The organism is Methylobacterium sp. WCS2018Hpa-22 (genome assembly GCF_031843785.1).
In the GTDB taxonomy this organism is placed as follows: domain Bacteria; phylum Pseudomonadota; class Alphaproteobacteria; order Rhizobiales; family Beijerinckiaceae; genus Methylobacterium.
In genome coordinates this window covers 336,474-353,185 of sequence record NZ_JAVTJA010000002.1, presented here as the reverse complement: position 1 = coordinate 353,185, position 16,712 = coordinate 336,474, and the positions used below count along the sequence as shown (strand labels likewise).

The 16,712-nt window shown below is 64.4% G+C and carries 17 protein-coding genes; 9 read left to right on the top strand and 8 right to left on the bottom strand.

The annotated features are described in order from the left end of the window. Positions 1 to 140 precede the first annotated feature (140 nt). Together RQI43_RS04130 and RQI43_RS04125 are read left to right on the top strand one after the other, a co-directional pair. A complete protein-coding gene (locus tag RQI43_RS04130) occupies positions 141 to 818 on the top strand; it encodes a transglutaminase-like cysteine peptidase (RefSeq protein WP_311274292.1) in 678 nt (225 codons plus the stop codon). Positions 819 to 933: 115 nt separating this feature from the next. Beyond that, positions 934 to 1,299, top strand: coding sequence for a hypothetical protein (locus tag RQI43_RS04125; protein WP_311274291.1), 366 nt, complete (start codon positions 934 to 936; stop codon positions 1,297 to 1,299). Between the two features lie 69 nt (positions 1,300 to 1,368). Here the strand turns inward: RQI43_RS04125 and RQI43_RS04120 are convergent, their stop codons facing one another. After that, positions 1,369 to 3,600, bottom strand: a complete 2,232-nt coding sequence (locus RQI43_RS04120) for an EAL domain-containing protein (protein ID WP_311274290.1) — start codon at positions 3,598 to 3,600, stop codon at positions 1,369 to 1,371. Between the two features lie 745 nt (positions 3,601 to 4,345). Between RQI43_RS04120 and RQI43_RS04115 the strand changes: the two genes are divergently transcribed. The 3 genes from RQI43_RS04115 (at position 4,346) to RQI43_RS04105 (ending at position 7,100) form a co-directional block, all read left to right on the top strand. Then, positions 4,346 to 5,233 (top strand): CoA ester lyase, encoded by an 888-nt coding sequence (locus tag RQI43_RS04115; protein WP_311274289.1) that lies wholly within the window; start codon positions 4,346 to 4,348, stop codon positions 5,231 to 5,233. Next, positions 5,230 to 5,730, top strand: coding sequence for a dUTP diphosphatase (gene dut, locus RQI43_RS04110; protein WP_311274288.1), 501 nt, complete (start codon positions 5,230 to 5,232; stop codon positions 5,728 to 5,730). Before RQI43_RS04115 ends, dut begins: the two co-directional genes overlap by 4 nt. 308 nt (positions 5,731 to 6,038) lie before the next feature. Beyond that, the gene (locus RQI43_RS04105) at positions 6,039 to 7,100 is read left to right on the top strand and encodes an HD domain-containing phosphohydrolase (RefSeq protein WP_311274287.1); all 1,062 of its coding nucleotides are present in this window, start codon (positions 6,039 to 6,041) and stop codon (positions 7,098 to 7,100) included. 13 nt (positions 7,101 to 7,113) lie between these two features. On the opposite strand, the gene fabI is transcribed toward RQI43_RS04105, so the two are convergent. The 4 genes from fabI to fabA all read right to left on the bottom strand — a co-directional run bounded on the left by fabI (position 7,114) and on the right by fabA (position 10,242). Beyond that, positions 7,114 to 7,941 (bottom strand): enoyl-ACP reductase FabI, encoded by an 828-nt coding sequence (gene fabI / locus RQI43_RS04100; RefSeq protein ID WP_056423568.1) that lies wholly within the window; start codon positions 7,939 to 7,941, stop codon positions 7,114 to 7,116. 165 nt (positions 7,942 to 8,106) lie between these two features. Further along, complete coding sequence (locus RQI43_RS04095) at positions 8,107 to 8,229, bottom strand: hypothetical protein (protein ID WP_281435301.1); 123 nt, start codon at positions 8,227 to 8,229, stop codon at positions 8,107 to 8,109. A gap of 109 nt (positions 8,230 to 8,338) precedes the next feature. Further along, the gene (gene fabB / locus RQI43_RS04090; protein WP_311274286.1) at positions 8,339 to 9,565 is read right to left on the bottom strand and encodes a beta-ketoacyl-ACP synthase I; all 1,227 of its coding nucleotides are present in this window, start codon (positions 9,563 to 9,565) and stop codon (positions 8,339 to 8,341) included. A 119-nt stretch (positions 9,566 to 9,684) separates the two neighbouring features. Beyond that, entirely contained in the window at positions 9,685 to 10,242 is a 558-nt protein-coding gene (gene fabA / locus RQI43_RS04085; protein ID WP_311274285.1) for a 3-hydroxyacyl-[acyl-carrier-protein] dehydratase FabA, read from the bottom strand. 305 nt (positions 10,243 to 10,547) lie between these two features. Here fabA and irr point away from each other — a divergent pair, with 305 nt between their 5' ends. Next, positions 10,548 to 11,054, top strand: coding sequence for a Fur family transcriptional regulator Irr (irr, locus tag RQI43_RS04080; RefSeq protein WP_056423575.1), 507 nt, complete (start codon positions 10,548 to 10,550; stop codon positions 11,052 to 11,054). Positions 11,055 to 11,139: 85 nt separating this feature from the next. On the opposite strand, the gene RQI43_RS04075 is transcribed toward irr, so the two are convergent. Next, the gene (locus RQI43_RS04075) at positions 11,140 to 11,706 is read right to left on the bottom strand and encodes an SH3 domain-containing protein (RefSeq protein ID WP_056423738.1); all 567 of its coding nucleotides are present in this window, start codon (positions 11,704 to 11,706) and stop codon (positions 11,140 to 11,142) included. Positions 11,707 to 12,004: 298 nt separating this feature from the next. Here RQI43_RS04075 and RQI43_RS04070 point away from each other — a divergent pair, with 298 nt between their 5' ends. The 3 genes from RQI43_RS04070 (at position 12,005) to RQI43_RS04060 (ending at position 14,755) form a co-directional block, all read left to right on the top strand. Further along, entirely contained in the window at positions 12,005 to 13,009 is a 1,005-nt protein-coding gene (locus tag RQI43_RS04070; protein WP_056423577.1) for a D-glycerate dehydrogenase, read from the top strand. A 167-nt stretch (positions 13,010 to 13,176) separates the two neighbouring features. Then, positions 13,177 to 14,217, top strand: coding sequence for a PAS domain S-box protein (locus RQI43_RS04065; RefSeq protein ID WP_311274284.1), 1,041 nt, complete (start codon positions 13,177 to 13,179; stop codon positions 14,215 to 14,217). Positions 14,218 to 14,332: 115 nt separating this feature from the next. Further along, a complete protein-coding gene (locus tag RQI43_RS04060; RefSeq protein WP_056423581.1) occupies positions 14,333 to 14,755 on the top strand; it encodes a SufE family protein in 423 nt (140 codons plus the stop codon). A gap of 5 nt (positions 14,756 to 14,760) precedes the next feature. Here RQI43_RS04060 and RQI43_RS04055 read toward each other — a convergent pair whose 3' ends face one another. Beyond that, a complete protein-coding gene (locus tag RQI43_RS04055; RefSeq protein ID WP_311274283.1) occupies positions 14,761 to 15,615 on the bottom strand; it encodes a DUF6456 domain-containing protein in 855 nt (284 codons plus the stop codon). Positions 15,616 to 15,792: 177 nt separating this feature from the next. Next, on the bottom strand, positions 15,793 to 16,227 hold the full coding sequence (locus RQI43_RS04050; protein WP_056423588.1) for a MucR family transcriptional regulator: 435 nt from the start codon (positions 16,225 to 16,227) through the stop codon (positions 15,793 to 15,795). Between the last annotated feature and the right edge of the window lie 485 nt (positions 16,228 to 16,712).

Here is a 16,712-nt window from a genome sequence, read left to right as displayed (position 1 = left end):
GGCGCCCGTGCAACGTCCCCCGGCTTTCGCCGCGATACCCTGAAATCCACAGCGTTAACCTTTTCTTAACCCGCCGATTGCCGTTCCCCCGTGGCCGTGAGACTTTCGTTAACAACAGATTAACGGGACGAGCGGCGGCCATGCGGATCGCGATTTCGAAGTTCCACGATGCGGTCGCCTCCCTTAGGCGGACGATCGGGCGTTTGAGCCTGGTTTCGGGTGTCGCGTTCGCGTCCCTCGCCGCCGTGCCGGACGTCGCTTCCGCTCAGACGCTGGCCTCTCTCCCCAATGTGCCGAGCGCCATCTCAACCGCCGGCGCAGCCCGCCCCATCAGCGCCTGGGTCACGTTCTGCGAGACTTATGCCGCTGAATGCGCGGTCAATGCCGCCGAGCCGGCCACGATCACGCTGACCCCGGGGATCTGGAACACCATCGTCTCGGTGAACCGCCGCGTGAACAAGTCCATCCGCGCCGTCACCGACATGGAGCAACTCGGCGTCGCCGACCGCTGGGACCTCGCGGAATCCGGCGCTGGCGATTGCGAGGATTTTCAGCTTCTGAAGCGCAAGTTTCTCGCCGAAGCCGGCCTGCCGCGCCGGGCCATGCGGATGACCGTGGTCATCGACGAGAAGGGGGAGGGACATGCCGTCCTGACCTTGATCACCGACCGCGGCGATCTCGTCCTCGACAACAAGACCAACAATGTCCTTCCCTGGCGCCAGACCGGCTACACCTTCATCAAGCGCGAAAGCCAGAGCTCCATGGCCTGGGTTTCCCTCGGCCGCGCCGCGTCGCCGGTGACGACGGCCAACAGATAGAGAGCATGGTCCCGGATGCGGCAGCATCCCGTCGAGGGATCGCTTCAAAGGCGATGAATTAGCGACTTGTTAAGCTTGGATGGGCGAGGGTGACCGGGTTCGGGAAACTCTCCTCATGACAAAGCTGAGCCGCGTGTCCGCAGTCATCCTGCTGGCTGCCCTGGTCCCGTTGTCCTGCATATCCCAGGCGTTGGCCGAGAATCCTCATGTCTCAGCGCAGGATTCCGAAGTCGCCACCCTGCATTCGTCCTGGCGCGGATGCCTTCAACGCCATTTCGGCCTGCAAGCCGTCCTGACGAGCCGGACGTTCGCCGCTGAATCCGCCGTGAAATCCTGCCGCGGCAGTGAAGCGGCGTATCTCGCCGCCCTGTCCACCTCTCCCCTGCTGGACGACGAGGATGTGTCGCGGGTCCGCCCGGCCCTGATCCAGCGCGCCAAGGGCTGGCTTCTCCAGAAGGCCAGCGCGACTCGTCCCCTCTGAGCCCGAGCCGCGCGATCGACGGCTCTCCGCGTGACCGCTGGGTCCACTGCGGATTGATACAAGGTTCCGTCAGGCCGCTTTCGGTCCGGTTCTTCCTTCCATCCGCATGCTCGTGACGAGGGCGGCCAGCGCCTCGGCTGACATGGACCGGCCATAGAGATAGCCTTGCCCCTCGCGGCAGCCCATCATGCGCAGCATCATATCCTGCTCGATCGTCTCGATTCCCTCGGCGATGACGTCGAGGCCAAAACTCTGAGCCATGCCGAGTACCGCCCGCACGATCTCGGCGTCATGGCGGTCGGTGAGGATGTCGCGGATGAAGCCACGGTCGATCTTCAGCCGTGTCAGCGGGAAGCGCTTGAGCGAGCTGAGCGAGGCATACCCGGTGCCGAAATCGTCGAACGCGATGGAGACCCCGTGACGGTGCAAGTCGCGCAACGGGTTCAGCAGGGTGTCGTCGGCCTGTAGGGCGATCCGTTCCGTCACCTCGATCTCGAGGAGGCTCGGTGGCACGGCGTGACGCTCGAGCGCAGCGATCACCTCGCCCGCCAGCCGGCCTTTCCTCAATTGAGCGCCGAACAGGTTCACGGCGATCCGCAGGGGCGGGAGGCCGAGAGAGCGCCAGATGGCGGATTGCCGGCACACATCGTCGACGATCCAGTGGCCGACGGAGGCCGCGAGGGGATGGGCTTCGAGGGCGTCGATGAAGGTGGCAGGTAACAGCAGGCCGCGGCTGGGATGCGCCCACCGCAGCAGGGCTTCCGCACCGATGATCCGACCGGAATCCAGATCGACCTGCGGCTGGTAGTGCAGCACCAGTTCGGAATGCTCCACTGCCCGGGTCAGTTCGTCGTGCAGCGCCCGGCGGGCGACGACCGCGCTACGCATGGATTGTTCGAACAGACGGAAGCAGCGCCGCCCGTCCCGCTTGGCCTGATAGAGCGCCAGATCCGCATCGGCGATCAACTCGTCGCGGGCGGCGCCGGGACCACCAATCGCCGCTCCGATGCTGAGGCCTACATGGAAGACGTGTCCCGCCACAGGGAACGGGGTCTGGAAGATCTCGAGGATTCTCGCGGAGAGGGTTTCCGCTTTCAGCGGGTTGCCCTGTCCCGGCAGGAGAAGAGCGAATTCGTCCCCGCCGAAACGCGCCACCGTAATTTCGGGCGTGACGCAGGACGACAGCCGTATCGCCACAGCCTGGAGTAACGCGTCTCCGACGGCGTGCCCAAGACTGTCGTTGACTTCCTTGAAGCCGTCGAGATCGAGCAGCATCACCGTGGCGTAGCGGTCCGTCGAGAGGCTTCCATCCAGGCGCTCGTCGAAAAGAGCACGGTTGGTGAGGCCGGTCAGCTTATCGTGATGGGCCAGCTGGAGCAGTTTGGCGTCGCGGGCGCGCCACTCGCTGATGTCGCGGATGAGCGCTCCCATCCCGATCCCGCCGGGCTCCTGCCAGAGCGACATCGAGAATTCGATGGGGAACGTGCTGCCATCGCGATGAAGGGCCATCAACTCGATGGTGCGGCCAGCGAGATGTGACGCGTTCCCGGCGGCGATCCGTCGAAATCCCGCCGCGTGAGCGGCCCGGAGCGGTTCGGGAATGATGATTTCGATGGGCCGCCCGAGCATCTCGCCCGCACCATGCCCGAACAGGATCTCAGCCGCGGGATTGCAGAAGGCGATCGTACCCGCGCCATCGACGACCAACAGGGCATATTCGGCAGCCTTGGCGAACCCGAACACCGCGGCGTTGGCCGATTGCGTCCGATGGTTTTCCAGTCTGTCCATCACGAGGCCGGCGAAGTCCGCGAGCCTGTCCCGGTCTGCTTCGTCGAAATCTGCATGCGGCTCGGTATCGAGCACGCAGAGTGAGCCGATCCGGTGGCCGTCGCCTGTAATCAGAGGGGCGCCCGCGTGGAAGCGGACATCCGGCAGATCGCGAAAGAGGCCGCCATCCCGGTGGCCCGGCGTGCCGTCACCCTCGTTGACGACCACGACATCGGAACGCGCGATGATTTGTTCGCAGGGAAGGCCATGCCGCGGCATCCGCTGCAGGTCGACGCCGATCCGGGCTACGAGCCACGAGAACTCCTCGTCGATGAGAGAAACCCAAGCGATCGGCATCCTGAGGCTCGACGCGGTCAGTCTGACGATGCGGTCGAGGCCGGCATCGGAGCCCGCGCCGATCATGCCGCAGGAGCGCAGGGCGGCGAGCCTCGCGGCTTCCTGTGTCGGGCAGTGTCGGTCATCGATTGCGGCGGGTGCCGATGGTCTCGGGAACATGGCGTCGGCACCGATCATGAGCGGTTTCCACCAGCGTACGCTATCAAATGCTAACGGACCTTCCAACGCATTGGGTGGTATCGACGTCGGCGGCCTCGTCAAAGAGCAGTTTCGAGAGATCGGGTGAGGATGACGGGAAGTTTTCGCGCACGGGTCTTTTCGCCTGGCCCACATGACCCCCCAGGTCGAAACGGACCACGCGATATGAACTTAAATGCCGAACCCGATGACGGTTCCGCCGGAGCTTGGCTTTGTGTTCGACCCACCGCTAATGCTTTGCCACTATTGCTCTAGCGCTTTTCGCCCGTGGTGGGGCGGGGCTAAAAATAACTGAGATTATATTAAAATCTGTTAACCTTCGAGGAATTTGGCGCCACCACAATCCGCCGGGGCGACTTGAATGATAACTATTGTTCATCCAGTTTTCGTTCAGCGGAGGTCAATCATGGCGCATTCGATCTACGTCCGAAGAATTGGCAGTGACGGCGAAAGCTCCTGGAAGACGCTGGCCCATGCCATTCAGACCCGGAGCGAAGCGGTTTTGCTCGCTCGAAGATTGGCATCCTCGTATCCGGAATCCGGGGCGAATCCGTTCAAGCGGGTGTTCTGGTTTCGAGACCGGACCGGCCTGCACGAAATCCGAGCGGCGCCCGAGCATCGGGTCTCGGACGGTCCCGCCACAGTGTGAGAGCTTGAAACCGGAGAGGGCGAGCGGTATCGCCGGCCGTGCATCACGCCACGGCTTCAGGGAAATCGACGCCCCATGACCGACATCCGTCCGCGTCGCAGCGTCCTTGCCATGCCCGGTTCCAATCCGCGGGTTCTGGAAAAGGCGCGCGGCCTGCCCACCGACGTCGTGATGATCGACCTCGAAGACGGCGTCGCACCCGAGATGAAGGCGGAGGGACGGGACGCCGTCGCCGCCACCGTGGCCTCCCGGCCCTATGGCCGGCGCGAGGTCGCGGTGCGGATCAACAGCCTCGACACCCAATGGGGTGAGGCCGACCTCGCCCGCATCGCGCCGGCGGGACCGGACGCGATCGTGATTCCGAAAGTCTCCGGCCCCGATGCCCTCGTGTCGATCGGCTCTCGCCTGCGCCGGCTCGGAGCTCCGGACCATACCCGTGTCTGGGCCATGATCGAGACGCCTCTGGCCATCCTGCACATCAACGAGATCGCCAGCGCCGCCCGCGACGTGGATACGCGCCTGTCATGCCTGCTCGTCGGGCCGAACGATCTCGCCAAGACCAGTAGGGTCCGGCTCGGAGTACCGGGCCGTCCGGCCCTGATGCCCTGGCTAATGAACGTGGTCATGGCGGCACGGGCCTACGAGATCGACGTGATCGACGGCATCTACAATGCATTCCGAGACGAGAGCGGATTCCGCACCGAATGCGAGCAGGGTCGCGATAGCGGGTTCGATGGCAAGATGCTGATCCATCCCGGCCAGATCGCCACCGCCAACGAATTGTTCGGCCCCTCGGAGGATGAGATCGAGGAGGCGCGCGCAATCATCGCTGTCTTCGCCGAGCCGGAGAACCGGACGCGCGGGGCCATCGCGTTCCGTGGCCGGATGATCGAGCGGCTCCATGCGGTAGAGGCGTCCCACATCGTCGCGCTCGCCGACGTCATCGCGGCACGGGCGGCGTGAGCGGCGAGTCCGCCGCCCCGACAGTCGGTCTGCTCATCCGCGACAACCGCCTGCGGGAATGGGGTTTTCCGCGCTGGGGGTCGTCAGCGGCGGCGGGGCTCGACCTCCATGCCTGTCTCGACGAGCCCCTGCTCCTTACCCCTCAGGCTCCCCCCGTGCTGATCGCTGCGGGGTTCAGCGTACTGATCCGCGACCCGAACTGGTGCGGCCTCGTCTTCCCGCGCTCCGGCCTCGGACATCGCGAGGGGCTGGTGCTGGGCAACGGGACCGGCGTCATCGACGCGGATTACGAGGGGCCTCTGATGGTCTCGGCCTGGAACCGCAACGCCGACCCGACGGCGACCATCGTCATCCATCCCGGCGACAGGATCGCGCAACTGGTCTTCACCCGCGTGACACGGCCGGACTTCACCATCGTCGACGCGCTCGATCCAGACGAATCCGAACCCCCATCCGGGCGCGGAGAAAGTGGATTCGGATCGACCGGCCGGCGCTAGAGCTGCGCCCGACCACGTTGGGTCGGGGCACATCTTCAGGCCTTTGTTCTGCCGCGCTCCTTTTTCGCCGAACCGGCATCCACTTCGGCGGAGAGCGCTCAAGAAGCGACACGGGAGGCGGGCCGCGAAGTCAGAGAACTGAGGCGCGATCCTCAGCCGCAATTTCCGTCTATGAGCCTTGTATCCGTGCTTCCGGCGATGGAACGTGCGTCCGTCGCGGACTCGCCCGCGTGCGTTCCGTCTTCCGGATCGTCCGGCAGCCGCCGCTGCTTTCGAAGGTCGGGAGAGACCGTGTTCTGATGCCTGCCATGCCCGCATCCGTAGAGACGGCTTCGGCCCTTATCGCCATCGTCTGCGCCTCTGCGCCGGTCCATCTCGTCCTGAACCTGCGAAGTCTCGATTGCGCCATCCGGCTGGTCACCGGGGCGAAAGCCGCCGCGAGCGACGAACTGTTCCAACCGGCCGATCTCGTCATCGTGATGCACGATCCCGACAGCGGGATCGATGGTTCGGCCGTGATCCGGGACCTGCGCGCCTACGGGGGGCACGCCCGCACGGCAATCCTGTTTCTCGGGTCTTCCCCCGCCCTGCGGCGCCCGGCTGTCGAGGCCGGCGCCACCGACGTGATGACCGGATCGATCGATCCACTCGACCTTCAGATCCGGGTCTGCAACCTGCTCGAACTCGCTCTGGCTCGCCAGGTACTCGACCGGCAATCGGATGCGATGAGCCGTGACGTCGACCGTGCCGGCGCCGAGGCTGCCTCACGGGAACGCGAGATCATCCGCCGCCTGATGCTGGCGGCCGAGTTCCGCGACGATCAGGCGGGGGACCACCTCACGCGGGTCGCCGGTTGCGCTATCGCCATCGCCGAGGGCCTCGGATTGTCGGAGGGAGACGCCAACGATATCGCCCTGGCCTCGACCATGCACGACATCGGCAAGATCAGCATCCCCGACAGCATCCTGATGAAGCCGGGACCGCTGAGCCACAGCGAGCGCGAGGAGATGAAGCACCACGCGATCCGCGGCTATCGCATGCTGTACGACAGCCCCTCGCATCTGCTGCAACTCGCCTCCGACATCGCCTTGACCCATCACGAGCGCTGGGATGGCGGCGGTTATCCGCAGGGGCTCAGCACGACGCAGATCCCCCTGGCAGGCCGCATCGTCGCCGTCGCCGACGTGTTCGATGCGCTGATTTCGGAGCGGGTCTACAAGAAGGCCTGGACTCCCGAGGCGGCGCGCCGGCACCTCGAAGAGCATGCCGGAACCCATTTCGATCCGGATTGCGTCGCCGCCTTCGTGTCCCGCTGGGAGGATATTCTCGGGCTGGTGGAGAGCAACCCGCCCGAACCGGCCAGCGCCTGAGCCGGGTGGAGGATCAGGCGTCGGCGACGCCGGCCTCGTCTTGTGCCTGAAGCACGTCGGGCCGGGGCATCGAGATGATGTTGTAGCCGGAATCGACGAAATGGACCTCGCCGGTGACGCCACCGGAAAGGTCCGAGAGCAGATACACCGCAGATCCGCCCACTTCCTCGAGGGTCACCGTGCGCCGCAGGGGAGCGTGGGCGCGCTGGTGATTGAACATCAGGCGCGCATCGGCGATGCCGGCGCCGGCCAGAGTCCGCATCGGGCCGGCCGAGAGGGCGTTGACGCGGATTCCCTCCGGGCCGAGATCGCCCGCGAGATAGCGCACGGATGCCTCGAGCGCGGCCTTGGCGACCCCCATGACGTTGTAGTTCGGCATGATCCGGGTCGAACCGCCATAGGTCAGCGTTAGCATCGCGCCACCCTTGCGCATCCGCTTGGCCGCACGCTGCGCGATCTCCGTGAATGAGAAACAGGAGATGACCATGGTCCGCGAGAAATTCTCGCGGCTGGTCACGTCGACATAGCGGCCCTTGAGCTGGCCCTTGTCGGAAAAGCCGATGGCGTGGACCACGAAATCGATCCCGTCGGTGAAGCGTTCATCCAGGGTAGCGAACAGCGCGTCCACACTGGCGATGTCCTCCACGTCACAGGGGACCACGATATCGGAGCCGAGGGAGGCGGCCAGCGGCTTCACGCGGCGGCCGAGAGCTTCCCCCTGATAGGTGAACGCGAGTTGGGCCCCGTGCTCATGCAGGGACTTGGCGATGCCCCAGGCGATGGAATGATCGTTGGCGACCCCTAGAATCAGGCCGCGCTTGCCTGCCATCAAACCCGTCATCCGTATCCTCGCATCCCTCGCGCCGAAATGTCAGACAGTTCCGGCCATTGCGAGGACGCTTAGCGCGGGCATCGATGAACTGTCCAATCCCACTGCGAACCGGGACTCGGGTGCGGGCCTTGTACGGATCGACTATCGCGTTGGGCTTGTGGGGATGGCGAGCGATCAAAAATAGCCGCGCGTCTCGTCGAGTGCGGTGTCGAAGAGCGCCTGCTTAGCCCGAATGCAGGCCGTGGCCGCGACACCGAGGCCAGTCAGCGCACTCAAGGAAATCAGGATCATCACCATCGCAGACTTTCGGCTCCATCCCGGAAACGCGAAGTCGAATTCGCGGTTCCGAGAAAATGGCCGATATATGGACAGTATGACCCAAGTAGAGCTAGATAAGCTTAGCCGTTCAAGCGTCGATATGCTTCAGGACCAGAGTGGAATTGGTTCCACCGAAGCCGAAGGAATTCGACACGACGTGACCGAGCTGAACGTTGTCGCGGCGCTGCCTGAGGATCGGCATGTCGGCGAAAGCCGGATCGAGTTCGTCGATATGGGCGCTCTCGCAGATGAAGCCGTTCTGCATCATCAGGAGAGAATAGATCGCCTCATGGACGCCGGTGGCTCCCAGCGAATGACCGGTCAGCGACTTGGTGCCCGAGATCGGTGGGCAATCGTCGCCGCGCCCGAAGACCTCGCGGATCGCCTCGATCTCCTTGAGATCGCCCACCGGCGTCGCGGTGGCATGGGGGTTGATGTAATCGATCTTCGCGCCCTTGAGCCCTTCCATCGCCTGCCTCATGCAGCGCACGGCGCCTTCGCCGGAGGGGGCCACCATATCGTGGCCGTCGGAGGTCGCCCCGTAGCCCGCGAGCTCGCCGTAGATGCGAGCGCCGCGTGCCTTGGCATGCTCCAGTTCTTCCAGAACAAGGACGCCCGCACCACCCGCGATCACGAAACCGTCGCGGTTGACATCATAGGCACGGGAGGCGCGGGCAGGGGTGTCGTTGTAGCGCGAGGACATGGCGCCCATGGCGTCGAACAGGACGGAAAGCGTCCAGTCCAGATCCTCGCAGCCGCCGGCGAAAATAATGTCCTGACGCCCGCCCTGAATCACTTCGGCAGCGTTGCCGATGCAGTGGTTGGACGTCGCGCAGGCGGACGAAATCGAATAGTTCACGCCCTTGATCTTGAAGAAAGTCGCGAGCGTCGCCGAGGCCGTCGAGCACATCGCCTTGGGGACGGCGAAGGGGCCGACGCGCTTGGGGCCCTTTTCCCGGGCGAGGTTGGCGGATTCGACGATCGCCTTCGTCGAGGGCCCGCCGGAGCCCATGATGATTCCGGTGCGGTCGTTGGAAACGTCCCCAGCCTCCAAGCCGGCGTCACTGATCGCCTGATCCATGGCGATGTGGTTCCAGGCCGTGCCGCCGCCATGGAAGCGCATGGCGCGCCGGTCGACGATCCCCTCAGGATCGATGCTCGGTCGTCCCTCGACCTGGCTGCGGAAGCCGAGTTCGGCATAGGAGGCCGAGTGGCCGATGCCCGACTTGGCCTCGCGCAGGGAGGCAAGGACTTCCTGGGTGTTGTTGCCGATGGACGAGACGATGCCCATCCCGGTGATCACGACACGCCGCATGGAAACGCTCTTCTCTTTCGCCGAAGCGCCGTCGCACCGACGCGTGTCAGGTAGGATGATGTCGGGGCATTCTCAACCACCGCGATGGCGGTCGGCCCCGAGATGCACCGGCAGCGGGGTTAGCTTTGTGCCTGGAACAGGGCAACCCTCAGATCCTTGGCGTCGTAGATCCGGGCGCCGTCCGCCTCCAGCCAGCCATCGGCGATGCCGAGAACGAGCTTGCCCTGGCGCACGCGCTTGATGTCGATCCCGTAGACGACCTTGCTCACGGTGGGCAGCACCTGGTCGCTGAACTTCACTTCTCCGACGCCGAGCGCCCGGCCGCGCCCTGGGGCACCGAGCCATCCGAGATGGAAGCCCACGAGCTGCCAGAGAGCATCGAGGCCAAGACAGCCGGGCATGACCGGGTCGTTCTTGAAGTGACAACCGAAGAACCAGAGGTCCGGCCGCACGTCGAATTCCGCCAGGACATGACCCTTGTCGAAGGCGCCGCCCTCGGTCCCGATCGAGGTGATGCGGTCGAACATCAGCATTGGCGGCAAGGGAAGCTGCGCGTTTCCGGCACCGAACAGCTCGCCCCGACCGCAGGCCAGCAACTCCTCATGGGAGTAGTGGGAGGCGCGGGGGGCGGTCTGTGCTGAACCGGCGGCGGCGGACGATTCGGGATCGGAAGACATGATCGGTGTGTCGGTCCTTGGTGGAGGGCGCGCTCGAAACGCCGGACATCGCCCTCGAAACATCGGACGCGCATGGCCATCCAGGGCCACGACACGATCCGAGCTCGCGAGCGGCGCTTCGTTAACACAGCGGCTTTGCGCCTCAAAACACCTCGTTTTCGTCGTGTTCAATGGAATGACTTTAAACAAGCCTCATGTTCACACCGCGTGGCCACCCATCAACCAGCTCGGGTTGCGACGAGGGGGGAGGTTCGTATAGAGTTCCCGCTGTATTGTGTTATTTACGTGAGATGTCAGTACCGCCGATGTCCAACTCGCTGCCGCTGCAAGCCATGCTGAACGCTCGTGGCGCTCCCCTCGACGCCGCTTCGGCTGCCGGTCGTCGGGGATGTCCCCTGTCCGACCTGCGCGACCGTTTGCGCCGCTCCGGTCTCCGTCCGACCCGCCAGCGGCTTTCGCTCGGCTGGCTCCTGTTCGGGCGCGGCGACCGCCATCTCACGGCGGAAATGCTCTATGACGAGGCTATGCGCGCCAAGGTGCCGGTCTCACTGGCAACGGTCTACAATACGCTGCACCAGTTCACCGAGGCTGGCCTGCTACGCCAGTTGGCTCTCGATGGGTCGAAGGCCTATTTCGACACCAACCCGAGTGAGCACCACCACTTCTTCCTGGAAGACGAGGGACAGGTGCTGGACATGCCCGATTGCGGCATCACCGTCGATTCGCTCCCAGATGCGCCCGAAGGCATGGAGATCGCCGGGGTCGAGGTTATCGTCCGCCTGCGCCGTCGGCACGGTGCGCGTCAGTCCTGAACCTCTACGGCCTCCTGCCCGCCATCATGAAAAAGGCCCGGCTCAGCCGGGCCTTTTTCATGTCCGCCGAACTGCGCGTTCCGGCTCAGTCAATCTTCTCGTTGGGGTACACCCCCCAGAGGCGGTCCTGGCGGATATAGCCGTCCACGTCGCCGCTCTTCTGTGGCAGCGCGACGATGACCCGGCACCAGCTTCCGGTGCAGCTCTTGACGCTGCCGATGACGCCGGGCTGGAGCTTCGCCTCCACGCTCGCCCCTTCTTCCGCCCGCGCATGGAGCGGGATCGCAGAATCTCCTCCCTTGGCTGCCATGACGATGGAGGTGCGCCGGCCGGAAAGGAGGGAGTGCAGCACCCAGCCCTCGGTCCCCTCGGAATCCCGGATACGGCGCCAGGTCTCGAACTCGGCGACGATCTCAATGGGTAGGCCTGCACGCTGGAACACCCATAGTGTGCGGTGATCCTTCGAAGGTCCCTCGCGCAGGTTGACGCGATCCGTCTTGAGGCTCGCGTAGCGGGGTAGGGGCAGGCCCGTCGCGGGGCCGCGATTCGCATCGCCCGCGCCTGCAGGGGCTGCGATCGCCCTCGAAGGCAGCGCTGCCCATGAGGAGGCCAGCGTCAGGCAGGTGAAGAACAGGAATCCAGGCAGGCGCATCATCGGTCTTCCCAAAGGTTCGCGATCGTCATTTTCCCGGACGGCCATGTCTCCATGATCGTCATGGCCACGATCGGCATCGTGAATCCTCGTATAGCGATCCCCGCGCGATGCTTCGGGCGCGGGGGTACGTTGTGTTCCGTGCCCTCTCTGGTAGAGAAGCCTCGGGAACCGGCAGCCAAGGCGTCGGAGCTATGGGACCTGTCTGGCCGATGCGTGGTTAATGCGAGGTCAAGCCTCGGCATGAACTCCGGCTCACGGCAGAGACCGGCCTAGCAGAAACGTTCGCGGAGGGTGCATGTCGTCGTTGAAGCGCAAGCCACTCGTTGTGGTCACGCGTCGCCTGCCTGAGGTGGTCGAGGCACGCATGCGCGAATTGTTCGATATTCGCCTCAGCCCCGATGACAAGCCGATGAGCAGCGAGGCGCTGGCCGCCGCTTTGCGCGAAGCCGACGTCCTCGTTCCCACCGTCACGGACAAGATCGATTCCGGTCTCCTCGCCCAGGCCGGCCCGAACCTTCGCCTGATCGCGAATTTCGGCAATGGCGTCGACCATATCGACGTGGCGGTCGCACTGGAGCGCGGCATCACCGTCACCAATACCCCCGGCGTCCTCACCGAGGACACGGCCGACATGACGATGGCGCTGATCCTCGCTGTGGCGCGCCGCGTCGCTGAAGGCGCCCGGATCATTCCGGACGACAATTGGGACGAAGGCTGGTCCCCGACCTGGATGCTCGGCCGCCGCATCACCGGCAAGCGCCTCGGTATCGTCGGCATGGGGCGGATCGGTCAGGCCCTCGCTCGCCGCGCGAAGGCGTTCGGCCTGCAGATCCATTATCACAACCGGCGCAAGGCACCGGCGCAGATCGAGCGCGAGCTCGACGCGACCTATTGGGAATCCCTCGACCAGATGCTGGCGCGGGTGGACATCGTCTCGGTCAATTGCCCCCACACGCCCGCGACCTACCACCTCCTCTCGGCCCGCCGTTTGAAGCTGCTGAAGCCGGAGGCGATCGTGGTGAACACGGCCCGCGGCGAGGTAATCGACGAGACGGCCCTCGCGCGCCTGATCGAAGCGGGCGAGATATCCGCCGCCGGCCTCGACGTGTTCGAGCAGGAGCCGGCCGTGAGCCCGCGCCTCGTCAAGCTGGCGCGTTCTGGCAAGGTCGTGCTCCTGCCTCACATGGGCTCGGCGACGCATGAGAGCCGGACCGATATGGGCGAGAAGGTCATCATCAACATCAAGACCTTCATGGATGGACATCGTCCGCCGGACCGGATTCTGCCCAGCATGCTCTGAAGTCGCCGCCTCCGGCCCGGAGCCGGGTTTGCACGAGGCTTGCTAGTTTATCGATCTATGTGCATCGGCAGACCCAAGCCGTAGGAACGGTGCCATGTCCGATACGTTGACCGGCGCCGATAGATATCGTCGGGCGAGCGTCGCGCAGCGGTTAGAGTAGGAGCACCATGGCCGCGGAGACACAGTCGACCGAGGCAAACAGCGACGAGGCCGTGCCGTGCGACGATTTCCGTCGCTTCGCGGATTTCGTGCCTCTGATGATGTGGCGCTCCGATACCGAGGGCGGGGCGATCCACCACAACGAATGCTGGCTCGACTTCACCGGCCGGTCCCGCGACGACGAGCTCGGTCATGGCTGGCGGCGTGGCTTGCATCCAGACGATTTCGACCGGCACGCGGCGCTGGTCGAAGAGGCCTTCGCATCGCGCGCGCCGTACTCCATCGAGTTTCGCCTGCGCCGCCATGACGGTGCCTATCGCTGGCTGCTGAACAACGCCCGCCCTCTCACCGAGAACGGGACGTTCCAGGGCTATCTCGCCTCGTGCTTCGACATCACCGACCGCAAGCGCGCCGAGGAGCATGCCGAACACGCGCTCGTCGAGAAGGAGGCCCTTCTCGCGGAAGTGTATCACCGGGTCAGAAACAACCTCCAGGTGATGGTGAGCCTGATCGGCCTTTACGGCCGCGCCGCGCCGGCACCTTGCCGCGGCAGCTTCGAGGCGCTCGGCCAGCGCGTCCGCGCGATCGCCCTCGTCCAGCAGCATCTGCATGAGGCGCCACATATCGCCTCTATCGACCTGCGCGATTACCTCCACCGGCTCGCCTCCGGCCTCGGCCAGTTGCGGCGGGCCGGGCGGATCAGCGTGACGGTGGGAGGGCGCGGCACCAGCCTCGTCGAGCCGAGGACAGCCAACGCATTGGGCATGATCGTCGCCGAGGTCGTCGCCGAATGCCTCGACGCCACGTCCGATTCCGTGTCCTGCACGATCTCGATCACCATCGATGCCACGGCGGGCGCTCCGGTTCGGCTCACCATCGTTTCCGGCGGCGATCAGCCGGCTGCCAGCGTGGCGGATGTGCCCAATCTTGGCCCCCGGCTGGTGGCGGCCTATGCCGCACAGGCCGAGATCGCGGTGCGAGGCACCGGAACGCATTCGGATCCGATGGAGCTTCAACTGCCCGAAGCTCTGGTCCATCCCTCGGAATAACGGACTTTCGCGCCAGCGAGGGTCGCTTGGGTGGCCCCCGCTTCCTATATGGCTGCAACGGGCCGCGCCTTCACAGCGCGCCGTGTCGGCATTCGTAAGAGTTCAGCCCGCCATTATGCTTCCGCCCATCGAAACGATCATCGACAATTTCGAAATCCTCGACGACGGGCCGGACCAGCTCGAGTATCTGATGGAACTCGGCCGTGCCTTGCCGCCCTTCCCGGATGAACTGCTCACCGAGCAGAATCGAGTCCATGGTTGCGAAAGCCAGGTTTGGGTCGATTCTAACGTCGATCATTCGCAGCAGCCTCCGCGTCTGCATTTGAGAGGAACCAGCGACTCGTTCATCACCAAAGGATTGATCGCCCTGGTGATGGCCTTGCACGATGGAAAGACGCCGAAGGAGATCGCCCAAGTCGACGTTTTCCAGGTCTTCAAGCAGATCGGCCTTGGTGCCCACCTGACGTCGAAGCGCTCCAACGGAGTTCGGGCCATGGCCGAGCGTATCCACCGGGATGCCGCGCAACTGGCCGCCTGAGCCCTTCAGGCACGGTCACGCCATAGGCGCAGGCGTGACTGGCTAGGCCCTACTGCTTCCCGCTCCAGCCCGTAATGCTCCGCCAGCCGCGCCAGGGCGATACGGATGACGACCTTGGCCGAACGCGCCGGCCAACGGCGCTCGGCTTCAATCATCTCCAGACCTTTCACGAAGCCGCAGAGATCGATCAATAATCCGGACAGGTCGCTGCCTACCGCACTGAGTGCCGCGCGGACTCGCTGCCGGGCCGCCAGCATGGCGTCCGACCCAGCCGAGGGATCGCGCGGGCCCCCACCATCCACCTTGACCCCGCTCCAGTCCGAACCCATCCGGGGCATCAATGCCCCCATGGTCATGTCGCGTCGCAGCCGCTCGCCCGCCTCGAAACAGGCGGCGTCGATCAGGGGCGTCCCGTCCCGATCCCGCCGCCGGGCCATCCAGGCAAGTGGACTTTCCGATGTGTCGCGAACCGGTCGGCTCGGTTCCCCGCGGCCTTCGAGATCGAGATGCTGTGCGAGATAGGGGGTGTCCCGGCCGGCCCGTTCCCGCCGTAGCCTGGCCCGGCCCGCGGCGCTGATGGTCAGCCTGGCACGACGCCCGTCCGCCTGTTCGGCGAGATCGCAGGACAGGAGGGTCTGACCGGCCTGCGCGAGGTAGCGCCCGCGACTTACCGAGATCCCGTCGCCACCGTTGCGGACGATGATGTCTCCCTCGGTCAAAGGGTCCGCCAACGCGTAGGCCCCCTCCGCGTCGAGGGCCGTGAGAAGGCGGGCCGCGTCGCGGCCGAGTTCCGTCGGAACACTGACCGACACTGGTCGACGGCTGGTGCTGCGAGTTTGGCCGATCCGGGATATGTTCATGATATGTTCCCTAGCGCGTGACAGCAGGTGCCGCGTTGGCTCAGGGAATAATAAAGGAAAAATATCCTAGCGCAAGCGGCTTTTGTTCAGCGTCGCTCACGGGTACGAACGATCCCCGCTCCTGCGGAACGGGAAAAGGCCGGGCTGCGAGATTTCGCGAATGCCCGGCCGGTCGATTTACGCTGCTTCGTCGTAGGTCCCGTTGCGGGTCTGGCCGAGCCCGATCGCCTTGGCGAGGTCCGAACGAGCCTTGGCGTAGTTCGGGGCGACCATCGGGTAGTCCGACGGCAAGCCCCACTTCGCACGGTACTGTTCCGGGCTCATATCGTACTTCGCGCGAAGGTGGCGCTTGAGCGATTTGAATACGCGGCCGTCCTCGAGGCAGATGATGTGGTCGGCAGTCACCGACTTCTTGACGGGAACGGCAGGCTGCTGCGGGGCGGCTGCGACTTTGGCCTCGGTTTCCCCACTCGCGACCTGGGTCAGCGAGGCGTGGATCTTGGTAATGAGCTGTGCGAGCTCACCGACAGGCACAGGATTGTTACTCACATAGGCCGAGACGATGTCGACCGTCAGTTCAACGAAGTCGGCCGAATTCTCAATGTCGCTCATTGTCTAAACGGTTCCCTTAAGCACGATGCCGGTAACAGTCTGTTAAGTATGCGGGCGAGGAGCCAAGAGGCGTTTTGGCAAACCACGGCATTGACTTTCGGCATCGTGGCGTCACGCAGCGGTGTTCCATGATGATGGGCGATGGTAATCGCCATGTCAGTCATTTTATGATATTCAAGTTGGCCCTGCAAGACATAAGTCAAACCTCTGGATATGCCGAATCAAGATTTTTGAACAATAGTTCAATTCAGCGTGATCATGCATTGGCGCAAGTTTGACGTCACTTATGCATGCATGATCGGACGCATTCTGATTCCGCGCATTCCCGATCGGTTGACCGGTCTGGCACAGTTCGGCCGAAGACGGCAGGAAAAGACTTTCCGCTCCACCTTGCCCACAGCGTTCAGCTGGGACACATGCAGACATCGAAGGCGATCACGAGCCGAATTGATCGCCGCTACGCTATTCAGCCGACGATGTTTGGC